At 51.7% G+C, this 18,082-nt stretch carries 12 protein-coding genes and 7 pseudogenes; 11 read left to right on the plus strand and 8 right to left on the minus strand.

Annotated features, from left to right (window positions below):
* Nucleotide 1: 1 nt before the first annotated feature.
* The 3 genes and pseudogenes from JZM30_RS25025 to JZM30_RS25035 form a co-directional block, all read right to left on the minus strand.
* A complete protein-coding gene (locus JZM30_RS25025; protein WP_368858847.1) occupies nucleotides 2–568 on the minus strand; it encodes a dihydroxy-acid dehydratase domain-containing protein in 567 nt (188 codons plus the stop codon).
* Nucleotides 538–1,121 (minus strand): annotated as a pseudogene (locus tag JZM30_RS25030) (dihydroxy-acid dehydratase domain-containing protein). Before JZM30_RS25030 ends, JZM30_RS25025 begins: the two are co-directional and overlap by 31 nt.
* Nucleotides 1,122–1,126: 5 nt before the next feature.
* Complete coding sequence (locus JZM30_RS25035; RefSeq protein ID WP_368858848.1) at nucleotides 1,127–1,831, minus strand: dihydroxy-acid dehydratase domain-containing protein; 705 nt, start codon at nucleotides 1,829–1,831, stop codon at nucleotides 1,127–1,129.
* Between the two features lie 825 nt (nucleotides 1,832–2,656).
* Here JZM30_RS25035 and gntR point away from each other — a divergent pair.
* Nucleotides 2,657–3,651, plus strand: a pseudogene (gene gntR, locus JZM30_RS20485) (gluconate operon transcriptional repressor GntR).
* Nucleotides 3,652–3,655: 4 nt separating this feature from the next.
* Here gntR and JZM30_RS20490 read toward each other — a convergent pair.
* Nucleotides 3,656–4,180 (minus strand): annotated as a pseudogene (locus JZM30_RS20490) (gluconokinase).
* A gap of 297 nt (nucleotides 4,181–4,477) precedes the next feature.
* On the opposite strand from JZM30_RS20490, the pseudogene JZM30_RS20495 reads away from it, so the two are divergent.
* A pseudogene (locus JZM30_RS20495) lies at nucleotides 4,478–5,719 on the plus strand (gluconate:H+ symporter).
* Between the two features lie 44 nt (nucleotides 5,720–5,763).
* On the opposite strand, the pseudogene actP reads toward JZM30_RS20495, so the two are convergent.
* From actP to acs, 3 genes and pseudogenes are all read right to left on the minus strand, one after another.
* Nucleotides 5,764–7,416: pseudogene (gene actP, locus JZM30_RS20500) on the minus strand (cation/acetate symporter ActP).
* Nucleotides 7,416–7,724 (minus strand): DUF485 domain-containing protein, encoded by a 309-nt coding sequence (locus JZM30_RS20505; RefSeq protein WP_252321188.1) that lies wholly within the window; start codon nucleotides 7,722–7,724, stop codon nucleotides 7,416–7,418. Before JZM30_RS20505 ends, actP begins: the two are co-directional and overlap by 1 nt.
* 140 nt (nucleotides 7,725–7,864) lie before the next feature.
* Nucleotides 7,865–9,824, minus strand: a pseudogene (gene acs / locus JZM30_RS20510) (acetate--CoA ligase).
* Between the two features lie 875 nt (nucleotides 9,825–10,699).
* On the opposite strand from acs, the gene JZM30_RS20515 reads away from it, so the two are divergent.
* The 9 genes from JZM30_RS20515 to JZM30_RS20555 all read left to right on the plus strand — a co-directional run bounded on the left by JZM30_RS20515 (nucleotide 10,700) and on the right by JZM30_RS20555 (nucleotide 16,356).
* Entirely contained in the window at nucleotides 10,700–10,906 is a 207-nt protein-coding gene (locus tag JZM30_RS20515; protein ID WP_252321033.1) for a hypothetical protein, read from the plus strand.
* 286 nt (nucleotides 10,907–11,192) lie between these two features.
* Nucleotides 11,193–11,414, plus strand: a complete 222-nt coding sequence (locus tag JZM30_RS20520; RefSeq protein WP_252321035.1) for a hypothetical protein — start codon at nucleotides 11,193–11,195, stop codon at nucleotides 11,412–11,414.
* Complete coding sequence (locus JZM30_RS20525) at nucleotides 11,415–12,560, plus strand: TonB-dependent siderophore receptor (protein ID WP_252321037.1); 1,146 nt, start codon at nucleotides 11,415–11,417, stop codon at nucleotides 12,558–12,560.
* The gene (locus tag JZM30_RS20530; RefSeq protein WP_252321039.1) at nucleotides 12,529–13,020 is read left to right on the plus strand and encodes a TonB-dependent receptor domain-containing protein; all 492 of its coding nucleotides are present in this window, start codon (nucleotides 12,529–12,531) and stop codon (nucleotides 13,018–13,020) included. Before JZM30_RS20525 ends, JZM30_RS20530 begins: the two co-directional genes overlap by 32 nt.
* Before the next feature lie 11 nt (nucleotides 13,021–13,031).
* Nucleotides 13,032–13,541 carry a TonB-dependent siderophore receptor gene (locus JZM30_RS20535; protein WP_252321189.1) on the plus strand — a complete coding sequence of 170 codons (510 nt, stop codon included), beginning with the start codon at nucleotides 13,032–13,034 and terminating at the stop codon, nucleotides 13,539–13,541.
* A 141-nt stretch (nucleotides 13,542–13,682) separates the two neighbouring features.
* Nucleotides 13,683–13,889: a sigma factor gene (locus tag JZM30_RS20540; protein WP_252321041.1), complete on the plus strand. Its 207-nt coding sequence runs from the start codon at nucleotides 13,683–13,685 to the stop codon at nucleotides 13,887–13,889.
* Nucleotides 13,886–14,206, plus strand: coding sequence for a sigma factor-like helix-turn-helix DNA-binding protein (locus tag JZM30_RS20545; protein ID WP_252321043.1), 321 nt, complete (start codon nucleotides 13,886–13,888; stop codon nucleotides 14,204–14,206). The genes JZM30_RS20540 and JZM30_RS20545 overlap by 4 nt, the downstream gene beginning before the upstream one ends.
* Nucleotides 14,182–15,150 (plus strand): DUF4880 domain-containing protein, encoded by a 969-nt coding sequence (locus tag JZM30_RS20550; protein ID WP_252321045.1) that lies wholly within the window; start codon nucleotides 14,182–14,184, stop codon nucleotides 15,148–15,150. The genes JZM30_RS20545 and JZM30_RS20550 overlap by 25 nt, the downstream gene beginning before the upstream one ends.
* 195 nt (nucleotides 15,151–15,345) lie before the next feature.
* Entirely contained in the window at nucleotides 15,346–16,356 is a 1,011-nt protein-coding gene (locus JZM30_RS20555; RefSeq protein WP_252321047.1) for an AI-2E family transporter, read from the plus strand.
* Nucleotides 16,357–16,401: 45 nt separating this feature from the next.
* Here JZM30_RS20555 and JZM30_RS20560 read toward each other — a convergent pair.
* Nucleotides 16,402–17,930, minus strand: a pseudogene (locus JZM30_RS20560) (MFS transporter).
* Nucleotides 17,931–18,082: the final 152 nt, after the last annotated feature.

Consider the following 18,082-nt stretch of genomic DNA (forward strand, 5'->3'; position numbering starts at 1 on the left):
CTCACTGCGTTGATGCCACTGAGTCTAGCGGTAAGGGATTGCGCTGGCACGCCCCGGTAATGTTCTCGCGCAGTGCGTTAAACAGTTCGCGTCCCATCCCTACATGGGAAGCGGATAAGTCTGGCTGTTCTGGATGTCGTTGCGCCAGTATCGCTTCATCCACCAACAAACTGATCTCACCCGTGATGCCATCAACGCGGATCATGTCGCCATCCTGAACTTTTGCCAGCAGGCCACCGACGTACGCTTCCGGCGTGACGTGAATGGCGGCAGGCACCTTGCCGGAGGCGCCTGACAGACGACCATCGGTGACCAGCGCAACGTTTATGCCTCGGTCCATCAGCACTCCGAGCGGTGGCATCAGTTTGTGCAGTTCTGGCATACCTATCGCTCTTGGTCCCTGATAACGCACCATCACCACGCAATCGTGGTCCAGACGGCCGGCTTTAAAGGCGGCATCGACATCATTCTGATCGTTGAATACCACGGCTGGCGCAACAATCGTTTGGCGTTCTTGCGGCACGGCGGAGGTCTTCATTACTGCGCGTCCCAGATTACCGGAAAGCACTTTGGTGCCACCGTGTTTGGCAAACGGTGTTTCCAGCGGGGGATCACCTCGGCATCCAGCGACACCTGTGGACCATCGCGATAGACCAGTTTGCCGTCTTCCAGGAACGGCTCCTGGATGTAGCGATGCAGACCAAAGCCCGCCACGGTATGGACATCGTCGTGCAGCAAGCCACCGCGCAGCAATTCTAGCACCAGCAGCGACACGCCGCCCGCCGCCTGAAAATAGTTGATGTCGCCAGGTACGTTGGGGTAGATGCGACACGCAAAGACACCACCTCGGACAGTTCAGAAAAATCATCCCAGGTGACGGTAAAACCGGCGGCTTTCGCCATCGCCACCAGATGCATGGTGTGGTTGGTCGAGCCGCCGGTTGCCAGCAGAGCGACGATACCGTTGACGATCACTTTTTCGTCCACCAGTTGCCCGACGGGCAGATAATCGCCCGCATTTTCCGTCATTCGGGTGACTTGACGCGCGGCGGCTTCTGTCAGCGCATCGCGCAGCGGAATATCCGGGTAGACAAACGAGGAGCCGGGCAGATGTAGCCCCATGATCTCTACATCACCATTTGGTTCGAGTTGGCGGTGCCGTAAAAAGTACAGGTGCCCGCACCGTGGTAAGCACTGGCCTCAGATTCCAGCAGCGCATCGCGGCCTACTTTGCCTTCAGCATACAGTTGGCGGATGTGCACTTTCTCTTTGTTGGAAATGCCGGTGCGCATCGGGCCTGCTGGCACGAAAACGGTAGGCAGGTGACCAAAAGAGAGGGCGGCAATAAACAGCCCCGGGACAATTTTGTCGCATACACCCAAAAAAAGTGCGCCATCAAACATGTTGTGTGACAGGCCGATTGCCGCCGACATCGCAATCAGATCGCGGCTAAGCAGGGAGAGTTCCATGCCGTCTTGCCCCTGTGTGACGCCGTCGCACATGGCAGGGACACCGCCAGCGACCTGACCGACAGCACCCACGGCGTTCAGTGCCTTTTTGATCAGATCCGGGTAGCGTTCATAGGGCTGGTGGGCAGAGAGCATGTCATTGTAAGAGGTAATGATGCCGATGTTGCTTTTGATCATGTTCTTCAAATCGGCTTTGTCTTCAGGTGAACAGGCCGCGAAGCCGTGTGCCAAGTTGCCGCAGGCCAGTTCGGATCGATGTACGGTTTTACTTTTGGCGGCGGCAATCCGTGCCAGATAACGGCTACGTTCGGCGTGGGAACGAGACAGGATGTTGTGGGTAACGCGTGCAACAATAGGATTCATGCTATGCCCCATGTGTTTAACATTGATGCTTTGCTTAATTAAAATCAAATGCCAATGACGTCGATTGAAATAATTGGGCTACTGCGGCTAGCGGGTGTTTTAATTATTTTTAAGATGATAAAAACTCTCGTGCAAATAAACGCACGATACGAGATCGTCAATAAATTAAGTGCCCGTTAATACGGTGAGTTACCGTAAAGGATAGGGGCGCATTAAGGGATGCAGATGGGGTTCATCGCAGCCTAATTTGATACAGACGTTCATCTTTGCCGCTAGCGTATCTCTCCAATAGGCCCTACATCAGGACGCCATGACGGTGATAAGACCACTATATACTCAAATGATACCGGTAACAATGAGTTTTACGGTCACGCTTTACTCGATTCAGCCAAGGTGAAAAATATTTTGTGATGAAGATCACGTTGCGGTGTACATGGGGAAGAACCGTGCAAAACGTGCGATATCGGTCCGGCAGTAAAGGGCGATAATATCTAAAATAATAATGGAAAAAATAAAAATTAGCTTGGGTTTTTTATATTGATCTCTGTAGAAAAATATTATTTTTAAGCTGATAAGGAAAGTATGGCGGTATTAACCACGGACCGTGACATACTTTTTATCTCTGCGTAATCTTGATTATTTTTAGCGGCGTTTTTTTAACGGGGAATTAAGGAAAACGTATGGTTGTCTCATCATTATTTGTTGTTGGATTGCTATGTTGGCTCGGGCATTGTACTGGTGACTATCCTGTCACCGCCACACAGACAGCGCTGGTTTTCTTTGTTACACTAGAGCACCGGCCAACAATATTTCAATCGATTGAAAATGAAGAAGAAAAGACCAGGTTTGCAAGATGTGGCTAATCGTGTTGGCGTCACTAAAATGACTATCAGCCGCTACCTGCGCGATCCGCAGAAAGTATCGGCGGCACTGCGTGACAGTATCGCCGAGGCGCTGGATGAGTTGGGTTACATTCCCAACCGGGCACCGGAGATTTTATCGAATGCCACCAGTTGGGCGATTGGCGTTCTGCTTCCTTCATTGACCAATAAGGTGTTTGCCGAAGTGTTGCGCGGCATTGAACGCGTGACGGATGCGCACGGCTACCAGACGATGCTGGCACACTATGGTTACCACGCCGAGCGCGAAGAGATGCGCCTGGTGTCACTGCTTTCCTACAATATTGACGGCCTTATCCTATCTGGACGTTCCCATACGGAGCGCACACGCAAGATGATTGAAGTAGCTGGCATTCCGGTTGTTGAAATCATGGATAGCGAGTCGCCCTGTATCGATCTGGCGGTGGGATTTAACAACTTTGAAGCGGCCTACCAGATGACTCAGGTGCTGTTGGCCCGTGGGCACCGTTTTCCGGTTTATCTCGGCTCGCGTCTGGATGAACGTACCTTGATCAAGATGCAAGGGTACGAACAAGCGATGCGTGATGCCAGGTTGGTGCCGAGAGATGTCAGTACCGATCGCCCCTCGTCGTACAGTCTGGGCGGTGAACTGATGAGAGAAGCGCGCGAGCGCTACCCGGAGACCGACAGCCTGTTTTGCACCAACGATGATATCGCTATCGGCGCGGCCTTTAAGTGTCAGCGGCAAGGATTGTGTATCCCTGATCAAATGGCGATCGCCGGTTTTCATGGACACGATATTGGCCAGTCGAGGGAACCAAAACTGGCCAGTGTGCTGACGCCACGTGAACGCATGGGGCAGGTGGCCGCAGAGCGACTGCTGGCTCGGCTGCGCGGAGAGGTGTTACCCCTCCGCGGTTGGATTTGGGCTTCACGATCCTGCATGGCGGCAGCATTTAAGCTGTTAGCGACGAGAAACGACACCCGCGTTGCGCAATGCCGCCAGACCACGAGCGACAACCTCATCGAAGGTGCCATCGATATCGATACTCACCACGTCAGTTTCATCTGCCGCTGGCTCTTACAGCGCATCGAACTGGCTTTTGAGCAGATCGGTGGGCATAAAATGCCCGGCGCGCACTTTCAGACGTTCCAGAATAACGTCAAAGCTGCCATTCATATAAAGGAACAGGATATCAGGATCGCCCTGACGCAGACGATCGCGATAACGGCGCTTTAAGGAAGAGTAGACGATCAAACCCACTTCATTTTTGTGGCGCAGGCTGTAGGCCGCGTCGTTAAGGCGCTCAAGCCACGGCGCGCGATCGTTGTCGTCTAAAGGCTGGCCGCTTGCCATTTTCTGAATGTTGGCGCGCGGGTGCAGATCGTCGCCATCAATGAATTTAGCGCCCAGCGCATTTGCAATAGCTGCTCCAGAACTGGATTTACCACACCCAGATACGCCCATGATGATGCTTTGTCCCGCAATAGTTTGATCTCTATCTCAAAATGAATATTTAAGCCCATATGATAGTTTCGCATTTTATCACGTTACCGGTATCATGATGCCGGTAACAAGCAGGGGTGTGACAAAAATCACAGATTACCGATGAGGCTGATGAGGGCGCAAACCGCTACTCCGACGCGTCAGGCTTTGGCCCCCAAAGCTCGGCAGCTTTCGCTACCAGGTAACAAAAAGAACGCTATCTTGATGTAAAAGTAGCATTTATAGATCTGACAGTATTCGTTGACAGCATCTGTACGATTCCTATATCGGGGAATTATTATGCCATTAATCATTGTAGCAATCGGGGTTGCCCTGTTGCTGCTATTGATGATCCGTTGCAAATTAAACGGGTTCATTTCATTGATTCTGGTGTCGCTGGCCGTGGGTTTGGCATTGGGCTACACCACCCAGGGTGGGTTTAACGTCAATGGCGTCATCACCTCTATCAAAAACGGGGTAGGCGGCACGCTGGGAAGTCTGACCCTGATCATGGGCTTTGGTCCCATGTTGGGTAAACTGCTGGCGGATTGCGGCGGTGCTCAGCGTATTGCGACGACACTTATCGATAAATTCGGTAAGGGGCGCATCCAGTGGGCGGTGGTATTGACCGGTTTCACCGTTGGTTTTGCGCTGTTTTATGAAGTTGGTTTTGTGCTGTTGCTGCCGTTGGTGTTCACCATCGCTGCCGCTGCGCGTATCCCTTTACTGTTTATCGACGTGCCGATGGCTGCTGCATTGTCCGTAACCCACGCGTTGTTGCCTTCGCACCCGGGCCCGACGACTATTGCTATTCTGTTCAAAGCCGACATGGGCAAAACCCTGTTGTACGGTACGTTGATTGCTATCCCAACCGTGATTTTGGCAGGACCGGTTTATGCGCGCTTCCTTAAAAGTATCGATAAACCGATTCCTGCTGGATTGCATAACCCGAAAGTCTTTGCTGAGCATTAGATGCCGGGCTTTGGTATCAGCGTATTTACTACTCTGATTCCGGTTATTCTGATGACCGGCCGTGCGGTGGCAGAAATGACGCTGCAAAAAGGTAACCCGGTGTTGGGCTATGCCGAATTCCTGGGCGATCCAGTGATGGCAACGCTGATTTCCGTGGTTGTGGCGATCTTCACTTTCGGGCTTAATCGCGGTCGTACCATGGATCAGGTGATGGATACCATCAACGATTCCATCAAGATTATCGCGATGATGCTGATGGTGATTGGTGGCGGCGGCGCGTTTAAACAAATCCTGGTGGATGGGGGCGTTGCCAAGTATATCGAAACGCTGATGGCGGGCAGTACGCTGTCGCCGTTGCTCACCATTACCGGTGTGAGTCTTGAGCTGATGGTGCTGGCCGTCGGTTCCGGTAGCGTGATTTTCTCTCACGTGAACGATCCGGGTTTCTGGCTGTTCAAAGAGTATTTCAACCTGACCATTGGTGAAACCATGAAGTCTTGGTCGGCGTTGGAAACCATTATTGCGGTGTGTGGCCTGATTGGTTGCTTGCTGCTGAGTATGGTTATCTAAACGGTATGTTTTGGTTGCCTCCGAAACGGAGGCAACCGAATCACTTAGTGAGACACACTGCGTGATACACCTACGCCGGTTTGTGAGCGAACAAACTGCGCATAGAAGCGATCGCGTTCCTGCTTGCCTTCCTCTGAATTATCGGTAATCGAGAAGAACCAGATCCCGATAAACGCCACCAGCATCGAGAACAGCGCTGGGTATTCGTATGGATAAATAGGCGTCGCGTGACCAAGAATTTTCACCCAAATCGTGGGCCCGAGGATCATCAGCACGATGGCCGTTAGCGAACCTGCCCAACCTCCCAGCATTGCACCACGCGTGGTCAGCTTCGACCAGTACATCGAGATAATAATGATGGGGAAATTACAGCTCGCCGCTATAGAGAAGGCCAGCCCCACCATAAAGGCAATGTTCTGGTTTTCAAACATAAATGCCCAGCCCGATAGCCACCAGGCCCAGAGCCAGTACGGTGAGTTTTGATACTTTCAGTTCATCACGCTCCGTTGCCTGCCCTTTCTTGAAAACGTTGGTATACAGATCGTGTGACACTGCCGACGCGCCCGCCAACGTCAGCCCGGCCACCACGGCCAGAATGGTGGCAAACGCCACAGCGGAGATAAAGCCGAGGAAGAAGTTGCCGCCCACTGTATCAGCCAAATGCACCGCGCCATATTATTACCGCCAATCAGTGCGCCTGCGGCATCTTTAAAGGTCGGGTTGGCGCTGACCAGTACGATGGCACCGAAGCCGATAATAAAGGTCAGGAAATAGAAGTAGCCCATAAACCCCGTTGCATAAAACACACTTTTACGTGCTTCGCGTGCATCGCTCACCGTAAAGAAACGCATCAGAATATGGGGTAAGCCCGCGGTACCGAACATCAGACCCAGCCCGAGCGACAGCGCCGAAATTGGGTCCGATACCAGTCCACCGGGGCTCATGATGGCAATGCCTTTCGGGTGGACCGCCGCCGCTTTGAACAATCCGTCGAAGCTGAAATTGACCGATTTCATCACCATGACTGCCATAAAGGTGGCACCAAACAGCAGCAGCACGGCTTTGATGATCTGTACCCAGGTGGTAGCGAGCATGCCGCCAAACAGCACATACATCACCATCAGAATACCGACCAGCACGACGGCAACGTGGTAGTTCAGGCCAAAGAGCAGTTCTATCAGTTTGCCTGCGCCGACCATCTGGGCGATGAGATACAACGCCACCACCACCAGCGAGCCGCAGGCGGAGAGGGTACGAATCGGTTTTTGTTGCGGGCGGTAAGAGGCGACATCCGCGAAGGTATAGCGCCCGAGATTACGCAACCGTTCTGCAATAAGAAACAGGATGATGGGCCAGCCCACTAGGAAACCCAGTGAATAGATCAGCCCGTCGTAACCGGAGGTATACACCAGTGCTGAAATGCCGAGGAACGATGCGGCAGACATGTAGTCACCCGCAATCGCCAACCAGTTCTGAAAGCCGGTGATGTTGCCACCAGCCGTATAATAGTCGCTGCGCGAGCGTGTACGCTTCGAGGCCCAATAGGTAATGTAAAGCGTGCCGCCGACAAACAGCAGAAACATGACTATGGCCTGGATATTCAGCGGCTGGCGTTGAACGTCGCCGGTGATGGCATCTGCGTAGGCCATGACCGGGAGCATCAGACCAATAAGCGGTAATAACAGACGGGTTTTCATTACTTAACCTCACTCAGCAGCTTTTTGGTCATACGGTCAAATTCGCCGTTGGCACGATAGACATACACTCCGGTCAAGACAAACGAGATAACGATTAGCCCAATCCCGATGGGAATGCCGCGCGTGATGGTTGCTCCGGGATAAAGAGGGGTACCCAGCCAAGTGGGAGCAAAGGCAATCAGCAAAATGAATCTGACGTATAACACCAGGACGATCAGAGAAAGCGAGACGGCAAAAAGCTGACGTTTGCGCACCAGTTCCTTAAACATCGAGTGGTTGCCAATGCGTTGGTATAGGACGTCATTCATCATAAATCTCCGGTAAGTGAGTCTGTATCCGGTTGTGAGTAAAAACGTTGCCGATTTTAGGGTACAGCCAGATAACGCCAGACCCTTGGGGTCTGGCGTTATCTGCTATCGGTTCGCTTAGCGCGTACTGCGTTTGATATTTAAGACTGTGGCGTGTCCATGGTTTGTTTCTCTTCCAGCAGTTTTTCAACGACGCCAGGATCGGCAAGCGTAGAGATATCACCCAGATTACTGGTATCTCCCGCTGCGATTTTGCGCAGAATACGCCGCATAATCTTGCCGGAGCGGGTTTTTGGCAGCGAGTCAGTCCAGTGCAGGATATCTGGTGTAGCAATCGGGCCAATCTCTTTACGCACCCTAATTGCGTACTTCCGTGTAAAGCGCGCTGGAAGGCTCTTCGCCGTGATTGAGCGTAATATAGGCGTAGATAGCTTGGCCTTTCAGGCTGTGTGGGATGCCCACCACGGCGGCTTCGGCAATCTTCGGGTGTGCCACCAGAGCCGACTCTATTTCCGCCGTGCCCAGACGATGGCCCGCCACGTTCAACACGTCATCGACGCGGCCGGTTATCCAGTAGTAGCCATCTTCATCGCGACGTGCACCGTCGCCGCTGAAATACATACCTTTAAAGGTCGAAAAATAGGTTTGTTCGAAACGCTCATGATCGCCAAACAGCGTACGTGCCTGACCTGGCCAGGAGTCGGTGATCACCAGATTACCTTCCGTTGCCCCGTCCTGCGGCGTGCCCAGGTTATCGACTAATGCAGGCTGCGCGCCAAAGAAGAGAAGCGTTGCCGAACCCGGCTTGGTTTCGATCGCCCCCGGCAGAGGAGTAATCATCAACCCGCCCGTTTCCGTTTGCCACCAGGTATCGACGATCGGACACTGGCCGTTACCGATCTTGTTGAAATACCATTCCCAGGCTTCTGGGTTTATGGGCTCGCCCACCGATCCCATGATCTTCAGCGAGCGCCGGTTGCTGCCTTCGATAGCCTTGTCACCGTCAGCCATCAGTGCGCGAATAGCGGTGGGGGCGGTATACAGATTGACGTGGTGCTTATCGACCACCTGTCCCATACGGCGTACATCCGGCCAGTTGGGTACGCCTTCAAACATCAGCGTGGTGGCACCGCAGGCCAACGGGCCGTAGAGCAGGTAGCTGTGTCCGGTGATCCAGCCGACATCGGCGGTACACCAATAGATATCGCCGGGATGATAGTCAAACACATATTTGAAGGTCATGGCCGCATAGACCAGATATCCGCCGGTAGTGTGCAGTACGCCTTTGGGCTTACCGGTCGATCCGGAAGTATAGAGAATAAATAACGGATCCTCGGCATTCATCGCTTCTGACGGGCAGTGATCGTCTGCACCCGCGATCAGATCGTGCCACCAGTGGTCGCGTCCTTCGTGCCAATCGATAGCGCCAACCGTGCGTTGGTAAACAATGGTGTGTGCCACCGTTTTAACACCAGGGTTGCGCAACGCGTCATCAATATTCTTTTTCAGTGGGATGGTGCGCCCTGCGCGGATGCCTTCATCAGAGGTAATCACCAGCTTGGCACTGGAATCGATAATGCGCCCGGCGATGGATTCGGGGGAAAAACCGCCAAAAATAACGGAATGAATGGCACCAATGCGCGTGCATGCCAGCATAGCAACCGCCGCTTCCGGCACCATGGGCATATAGATAGCGACCACATCGCCCTTTTTAATGCCCAGAGATTTCAACACATTAGCAAAACGACAGACGCTTTGGTGAAGTTTGCGGTAAGTCACAGTTTTGCTTTGGGTGGCGTCATCCCCTTCCCACACAATGGCGGTTTGATCACCAATGGTGGTTAAGTGTCGATCAAGACAGTTGGCTGCAACATTTAACGTACCATCTTCGAACCAGCGAATACGGATATGACCTGGATCGAAAGAGGTGTTTTTAACTTCAGTGTACGGTTTGATCCAATCGACGATCTTGCCATGCTCCCACCAAAAGGCTTGGGGAACATTGATCGATGCCTGATACCACTCGCGATACTGCTCAGTGTTAATCAGGGCGTTCTCCGCCACTGAGGCGGGTATGGTGTGTTTATTATATTGGCTCATAGCGCTCTCCTTAAACCTTGTTAAATGTATGTCAAAAAATCGTTAAGTGTAGTGGTGCGCCAGAATTTGTTTCTTTTTTGAGCGATGGATCACGCAATAAGGAGTAACACAGTGAAAGGAAAAGCGTGGAGAATGGCTGGCCCTGAGCGTTTACTGCTATTTATAAAAAAGCAAACCGGAAGATGATTTGTGATGTGTATCACATTATCGTGACTGACTTGCTCGTTCACATGATCGTAAAGCATATAACGATCAATTTATTATTTTCAATATATTACAACTATTATTTTTTATTATTTGATCGTTCTTTGCGATCAAATGGCATAAAGATACTGCTTATTCAGCCGATAATGTGCATACCAACACGGGTATATTTTGATCCAGAAGATGCTTTTTGATCGTTTGATCGACAGGTACGTTAAAATTTTAGTACATATGTAAAAAAATGAGAACGGTATAAGCGACTAATGTGGTACTGGTTCACGGGATTTTTTGACCTTTTACTTCTACACTTGAACAGGAATTTGACGATGTAGGCTTTTGCCTGATCGTTCGAGATCAAAACACCACGTCGCGCTGCTTGATCATTACGCTAACGGAAGTACAAGATATCTTATCTATTTGTTTTTATTGATTAATTTCGGTTTACTGTTTCGGGCTATCGAAAGCATCTACTCAATGCCTTGCGATCCTGCGCGTCAGTCGCGCAGATCTGTAGGGAGGTTGGCAACAGCTTCTCAGTGTGTCCGTGGAGTTATCTTGTCATAGCATGAAGCAGAGGAAACGATGAGTCTGATATTTGGACAAAATGAAATCATAGGCATGCTGAGCAAACCTGTAATCCGGTCTCTATTGATGACGTATTGCCGATAAACGTGAAGTTTGCCTATCAGGACTTTCTGACGAACAGCGACGTTATGAGTACGCGCGTGGTGTCGGACCTGCTGTCTGATGGCTTCACGAAAAAGCAGCTAAGCACGCTCTCTTTTTCTAAGCTGAATGTTGAAAACCGAGTGTTTTCTCTGATGATTTTGAATCAAGAGATCAGCGAACCTGCTCCTGCCATTAACCTCGTCTCTTAGGTAAATAAAGCAAGGACGTTCGAAACCAATAATATTACGGAACTATTGCGCCCCTGTGACAATATAAGCTACGCCTTTTCTGGCGTAGCGAATTAGATCAACGCGCCTTAACCAAAATTATTACAGATTTATTTTGTCTTGCAAGTTTCGATAACAATCGAGTTTCCTCAACGCCCCCAAACGCACTCACCCTACTGATACGCTTTTTTTCTTTTCTGGTTCCCCTTTTCGTGACTTCCATTTGCATACCCATTAACAGCAATGAAAAACTGACAGGGGTATAATAATGAAATCATGGCGAACCGGGCCGGTAACGCTGGCGCTAAGAGCCGCACTTTGGGGAATGGTGCTGGGCAGTGCCGCTTCGGTCACGGCCGTTTCGGCAGCAGCACAGGAATTTCATGTCACTGCGGGCAGCCTGGCCCAAGCTTTAAACCAATTGGCGCAGCAATCTGACGTTCTGTTGTCTTATGATCCGGCACTGACGGTGGGTAAACAGAGCTACTGATTGCAAGGGCGTTATGAAGTGGAACAAGGATTTGCGCAACTGCCGGCAAACAGCGGTCTGCGCGCCGAGCGCCACGCTGACGGCAGCGTCTCTATTGTGGCGCAGCCAGTAGCACCGGCAACGGCTGCGGTCCCAGCGCGTAACGACCAAATCGTCGTCACGGCACCACCCAATACCGCGTTAAAGCTGGATGTACCGGTATCGGAAACGCCGCGTGCGATGTCCGTGGTGACACAGCAACAGATGGAAGAGCGCGGTGCCAAGAAGGTCGATCAGGCCCTGCGCTATAGCCCCGGTGTATTGGCATCCTATTACGGGCCGGATAACAAGACTGAATGGCTCTCCATCCGTGGCTTTAAAAATCAGTCGCGCTTCCAAAACGGACTTGCGGCCATTAACGAACGCGGTTTCTTTGTTCAGCAGTTTGACGCTTTTGGTGTGGATCGAATTGAAGTGTTAAAAGGACCCGCATCGGTGCTGTATGGGCAGAACCCGCCGGGTGGTCTGGTTAACGTGATCACCAAGCGTCCAACGCGGTTGCCGCAGGGGCAAATCTCGCTGGATTATGGCTCCAATGATTACCGCCAACTCGGCATTGATAGCGCAGGGCCGCTTAACGATGATGGCACGGTGCTCTATCGTGTGGTGGGCCTCGCGCGCGGTACGTCGGGCGAAATGGATCATGCCAAGAGCGATCGTTTCTATCTGGCACCCAGCATGACGTTCCTGATGGGGGAAGACACGGAACTGACCGTACTGGCAAGCTACATGGATACCGATTCCGATGTCACCAGCGGCTTTAAAATGCCTGCGGGCACACTGCACAACACACCGTTCGGTAAGGTGGGCTACAGAACCTCGCTGGGTGAACCTGGGATCGATCGCAACAACACCCGTCAATTCACGCTGGGCTATGAGTTCACCCACCGTATCAATGATACCTGGACGTTCCACCAGAACACCAACTACAACTACCTGAATATGGATCTGCGTACTGCCTATGCCGTTGGGGATGTTGTTTATGGCAGGGTGGATCGTGGTATGGCCTACCGCGATGGTTTTGCGCAAAACTGGGCGACAGATAACCGTATGGTTGGGGAGTGGCAATGGGGCGATGTGGAAAACACGCTGCTGCTGGGGGGTTGATTATCGCCGCGCCAATTCACAGAGCCGTTATGGTGATTTCTACGGTATTGGCACTATCAATATGTTTAACCCGGTGTATGGCAACGCGGTTCTGCCGCTCGACCAATTGTATGATTATCGCACTGGGCGTAACCAAATGGGTTACTACATTCAGAACCAGTTCCGCTATGACGATCGCTGGATTGCGCTGATTGGCGGCCGTTACGACAAAGCAAAATCGCGCGATCAGAATCTGACCAGTGGCACTGATAGCCGTAAGGATGACGACAAGTTCACCAAAACGGCTGGGCTGATTTACCTGTTTGATAACGGTGTTTCTCCCTATATTAGCTACTCTGAATCATTTATGCCGCTTGCGGGAGATGACGGTAAAGGAAATCCCTATAAACCGACCATGGGTAAGCAGACCGAAGTAGGGATGAAGTATACGCCTCACGGCTTTACGGTTATGCGACCGTAGCACTGTATAACCTGGTTCAGGATAACGTATCGACCACCGATCGTGAGCATCCCGGCACGTCGGCGCAAACCGGGCAGGTTCGCTCACGCGGTATCGAGTTGGAAATGAGCGGTGAGTTGGTGCGTGGCCTGACGGTGCTGGCCAACTATAACTATGGCAAAGTCGAGATTAGCAAGTCGGGTGAGGATGCAGAAATTGGTAAACGCTTCCCTGAGCAGCCATTACAGCAGGCGTCCGGTTGGGTAAATTATGCGTTTCAGGGGACACTCAGCAGCCTATCCGTGGGTACCGGGGTGCGTTATGTTGGCAGTTCATATGGTGACAAAACGGAAAATCCTAATCTGAAAGTCCCGGCCTATACCCTGTGGGATGCGATGATCGCCTATGACTTCACCAAAGATTGGCGCTTGCAGGTTAATGCTACCAACCTCAGCAACCGCGAATATGTCAGCGTGTGTGACTATTGGTGTTACTACGGTGAAGGCCGCATGTTCAATGCCAACCTGAGCTACCGCTGGTAATCACGGATTCGATGATATTGATTGATGATAAACCCTGCCCATAAGCGGGGTTTTTTCATTTAGCGCTGATTTGCCGATAGTGGTTGACTTTGCATTTAATGATAATGAAAATCATTTCATTATCATTAAATGAGACACAACGTGAACGGTCACGCGGCTACCTATGCTGACCCAGTCGAATCCCTGGCGGTACAGCGAATTTATCACGAGCACCATGTCTGGTTACAGGCGTGGCTGCGTCGGCGTTTGGGATGCTCGCAGCAGGCGGCTGATTTGGCTCAGGATACCTTCGTGCGTCTGGTCAGCACGCAGCAGGCACCCAACTGCGTGAACCCCGCGCTTGGTTGACCACTGTCGCCCACGGTCTGGTGGTGAATTTCTGGCGGCGGCGCGATATTGAAAATGCTTATTTGCAGGTGTTGGCGGAACAGCAGCTTGAGACGGAGCCGTCTTTGGAGCAGCATGCCATCATTATTGATACGCTGCTGGAGATAGATCGCATGCTCAGTAAGCTGTCTGCCAAGGCCAGGCAAGCGTTTCTTTGGGTGCATATTGATGTACTGACATACCAGCAAGTGGCCGATCGCCTTGGTGTCTCCGATCGTATGGTGAAAAAATACATGGCACAGGCGATGTTCGCTTGCCTGACCTGTCAGGATCGCTGATTCCGGCCATGCGATCTGACGATATTCCTCAGGACGTGTTCTACGATGCCGCTGAATGGTATGCCATTCTCTACGCGGATGATTGTACAGCAAACGAGCGCCATGCCTGGCAGCAATGGCTGAATAGCCACCCGTTGCACCAGCAGGCGTGGCTGCGTGTCGAGCAGATACATACCCGTTTTCATTCCGTCGAAAGCCCAGTGGCGTCCAGCGTATTAAGCCGTCAAGGAACCGAGCGGCGTCACCTGTTAAAACTGTTGGCGTTGATGACGCTGCTGGGTGGCGGTGCTTATAGCGTCCCTTGGGAAACCTATGCTGCGGACTATCGCACCGCCAAGGGAGAAAACCGACGCTGGGCGTTGGCAGAGGGGCTAACGCTAAACCTGAACACCGATTCAGCGCTCACACGCTATGACCAGGACGGAAAGATTGCTTCTCTGCGCCTGCTGAAAGGGGAGTGCTTGCTGGAAAGTGCAGTGCCTTACCCGTTAACGTTTTCCACCCCACAGGGGGTATTGACGTTGAATTCCCCTTGTAGGTTTGATGTGCGCTGCGATACAGGTAAAAGTACGCTGGCGGTGTTTCAGGGGGAGGTGTTGCTCCGCCCAATGAAGCAATCGCAGACGACTGTGCGCGTTAGCGCTGGACAACAAGTTACCTTTACGGATGCGGTGAGTCAGCCTCCGCAACCGGTGGAAGGCTTCCGCCAAAGCTGGCTGGATGGCGTGGTGCTGGCGGACAATATGCGGCTGGATACCTTAATGCGTGAATATGCGCGTTACCGCAACGGCTACTTTTCCCTCGACGACAAGGCGGCGGCGCTGCGTATTTCCGGCGTCTTTCCCTTACAGGATGATGAGCGTTTTTTCAGCGCCCTGACTCGCACCCTCCCAATTGTTGCAGAACGACGTTTTTCCTGGTGGATAACCCTGCGCGCCCGCTAATCCCTTCTGGTTTTTCATGTTAAAAACGCTAAGAATAGGATGGAGAAAAAGCAGATTCATTACCGGGCTTGTCTCGTGCGACTTTTATCATGTGTCTTTATCTTATGCGCAGAGAATAGTGCGATAAACTGAATGCTATTCTTGGTGTCATAAGTACGTTTGCAGGTCCGATCATTACGCATACAGGATGTCGTCATGCAGTTATTGAATTTAAAGCAGGCCAGATGGCTGAGCCTGGGTTTTATGTTTGGGGGATTGCTGCTGCTGTTGTCACTACGGCTGTTAACGTGTTTTGTGGCCGGTTTTTTGGTGTATGAAATCGTCAATCTGCTGACGCCCCATTTCCAAAAAATCATCAGTGGGAAACCCGCACGCTGGGTAGTTGTGGCGATCATCAGTACGCTGGTGGTGAGTGTGCTCAGCCTGTTGTTTGGCAGCCTGACCGGGATCGTGATGCAGGAAATGCGCGACACCTCGGCTTTCAATGCGCGTATCGGCTTGATTCTCAATGATGTCCAACGGCACATCATGGTATATTTGCCGGGTTACTTGCCGGTGAGTGTTGAAGAGCTGCAACACGAATTTATGCGCTGGGTGCAGAAACATATCGTGATACTGCAAACCATGGGTAAAGATTTTCTGCACGGTTTTGTCACCATGTTGATTGGTATGGTGTTGGGGGCGATCGTGTCGCTGTACAACGTGCAAGAGGACACGGATAAACCGCTGCTGAAATCGGAACTGATGCGGCGTGTTTCGCTGTTGTCGATGTCCTTTCGCAATATCGTGTTCACCCAGGTGAAAATCTCCTCGGTTAACACAATCCTCTCTGCGGTCTTTATTCTCGGGATACTGCCCTGTTTTGGCGTGCACCTGCCATTTGCCAAAACGCTGGTGGTGCTGACTTTCATCTTTGGCCTGATACCGGTAATTGGTAACCTGATATTCAACTCCATCGTGTTTATTTCTGGTTTGTCGATCTCCCTGCCGGTGGCACTGGCGGCGCTGGTTTATCTGATGCTGATTCACAAACTGGAATACTTCCTCAATGCGCAGATTGTTGGCACCCGAATCAAGGCGCACGCGTGGGAGATCTTGCTGGCGATGTTGGTGTTTGAAGCGGCGTTTGGTATTCCGGGCGTGATTGCTGCACCGATTTACTATGCCTATCTGAAAAGTGAATTGAAGGAAGCGGCGCTGATTTAAGGTGGGGAAATATGTCAGCCCGCGAGTGCGGGCTGACAGAAGGTATTAGCGTTCAGAAGTGGCAACTTGCGGTGCAACGGCTTCCGGTTGCACGCCCAGTGGGTTATTGCCCCAGCACTGTTCGTACTTCCAGCCGGTCAACTCTTCTGCGACCGCTCTGGCGCGTACCGGCACATCGGCGATAGCGCCACCGGCCTTGATACGCGCAATCTCTTCCAGCAGGATAGCGTGATTTTCACGATCTAGCTTCATCTGTGTGGTGTAGTAGATGGCGACCAGTGCTAGCCCGATAACCCCCGGAGAGAACACTCCGACAATCGCCAACACGGCGCTTTCAGGCTGTGCGGCATGGCCAGAAACAAAACCGAACTGCGTCAGCGTCCATCCCATGGCGAACACAATAACTGAGCGCACCATTTTGCCTGCGAAAGTCATGGCACCGGCGTAAATCCCTTCGCGAAGACGGCCCGTCAGCACTTCATCCACATCGGCCAGGAAGGTGTAGACCGTCCACGGAATGTAGTAGATACCGCCGGTATTCAGACCAAAAATAGCGGTAATCCCAAACAGCACGGCGATGGTGGCACCGTCTGACCAGTTGGAGAAGTACAGCGCGGCATAAGCGATAACTCTCACGATAACCACCATCAGTGCCAAACGGAACGGACGCGCAAAGCCCATTTTCACGCAGATGCCGATGAATGCGGCGGTTGAGATAAGCTGCATGATGGAGCTAAAGCTGTTCAACTGCGAGACCAACGCGGTGTTTTGCTTTAACCCGAAGACGATGAAGTAGGTAAAAGCGGAAGCAAATAACCATTCAGCGCCAAAACCGAACAAGTACATCCCCAGGTGCTTGCGGAAAATACGCAAACGGAAGGTGGAAAGCATGTACACGCTCAGTTTTTTCAGCGTTTGCCACAGGTTAGCGGTTTTTTCATGCACCAGTTCATTCAACTGGCGTTCCCAGGAGGTGGTGTACAGGGCAATCATTGCCGCGCACATGATGAACCCGTAGGTCAGACCGGTGTAAAAGAACGGCGTGGCGGAGTCTTTACCGTAGATAGCGATAAATTGGCCGGGGATAAAGGCAGCCAGGAAGTTAGCCATCTTACCGAAAATGGCTTTAGAACCGGTCAACTTGGAGCGGATCTTGAAGTCGTGCGTCATTTCGGTCGCCAACGTTTCGTATGGCACCATAATGGAGGTGTAAATCAGCTCAAACAGCACGTAGGTCGCCATGTATTACCAGAAGCCGAAGCCACTAACCCACAGCAACGGATAGACCAGCACCAGTGGCACACACCCAGCAGAATAAAGAAACGGCGGCGCCCAAACAGGCGGCCCAGCCGGGTATTGTGGAAGTTATCACTGACATAACCCATCACAGGATTGCTGATGGCATCGATGATACTGGCAACGGAGAAAATGGACGCCGCTTCAACCAGCGTAAGCCCACAAAAGGTGGTATAGAAATACATCAGCCATGCGCCGCTGATCGCCAACGCGCCGCTGCCGAGCAGGTTTGCGCTGCCGTAGCAGAACGTGTGCTTAAAGGTGATAGGTTTACTCATGATCAATTTCCCTACATTTTTTTAAAAAAAATTCATTTTTTATGAACCGACATCCCTACCATTTGCTCTATTCCTATGAAAGTAAACTGAGGATCCCGCTTTTAGGGTGATTTAATGGCAATTTGTCAACTTGATCATGAAATTACATTTTC

The sequence above is a fragment of the Candidatus Symbiopectobacterium endolongispinus genome (assembly GCF_018777385.1).
GTDB classification, from domain to species: domain Bacteria; phylum Pseudomonadota; class Gammaproteobacteria; order Enterobacterales; family Enterobacteriaceae; genus Symbiopectobacterium; species Symbiopectobacterium endolongispinus.

Excerpts from the sequence above, each read along its gene's own strand:
- JZM30_RS20520 (WP_252321035.1), top strand. The coding sequence starts at position 11,193 with ATGAAATCATGGCGAACCGGGCCGGTAACGCTGGCGCTAAGAGCCGCA.
- JZM30_RS20530 (WP_252321039.1), top strand. The coding sequence starts at position 12,529 with ATGTGGAAAACACGCTGCTGCTGGGGGGTTGATTATCGCCGCGCCAAT.
- JZM30_RS25035 (WP_368858848.1), bottom strand. The coding sequence starts at position 1,831 with ATGAATCCTATTGTTGCACGCGTTACCCACAACATCCTGTCTCGTTCC.
- JZM30_RS20505 (WP_252321188.1), bottom strand. The coding sequence starts at position 7,724 with ATGAATGACGTCCTATACCAACGCATTGGCAACCACTCGATGTTTAAG.
- JZM30_RS20555 (WP_252321047.1), top strand. The coding sequence starts at position 15,346 with ATGCAGTTATTGAATTTAAAGCAGGCCAGATGGCTGAGCCTGGGTTTT.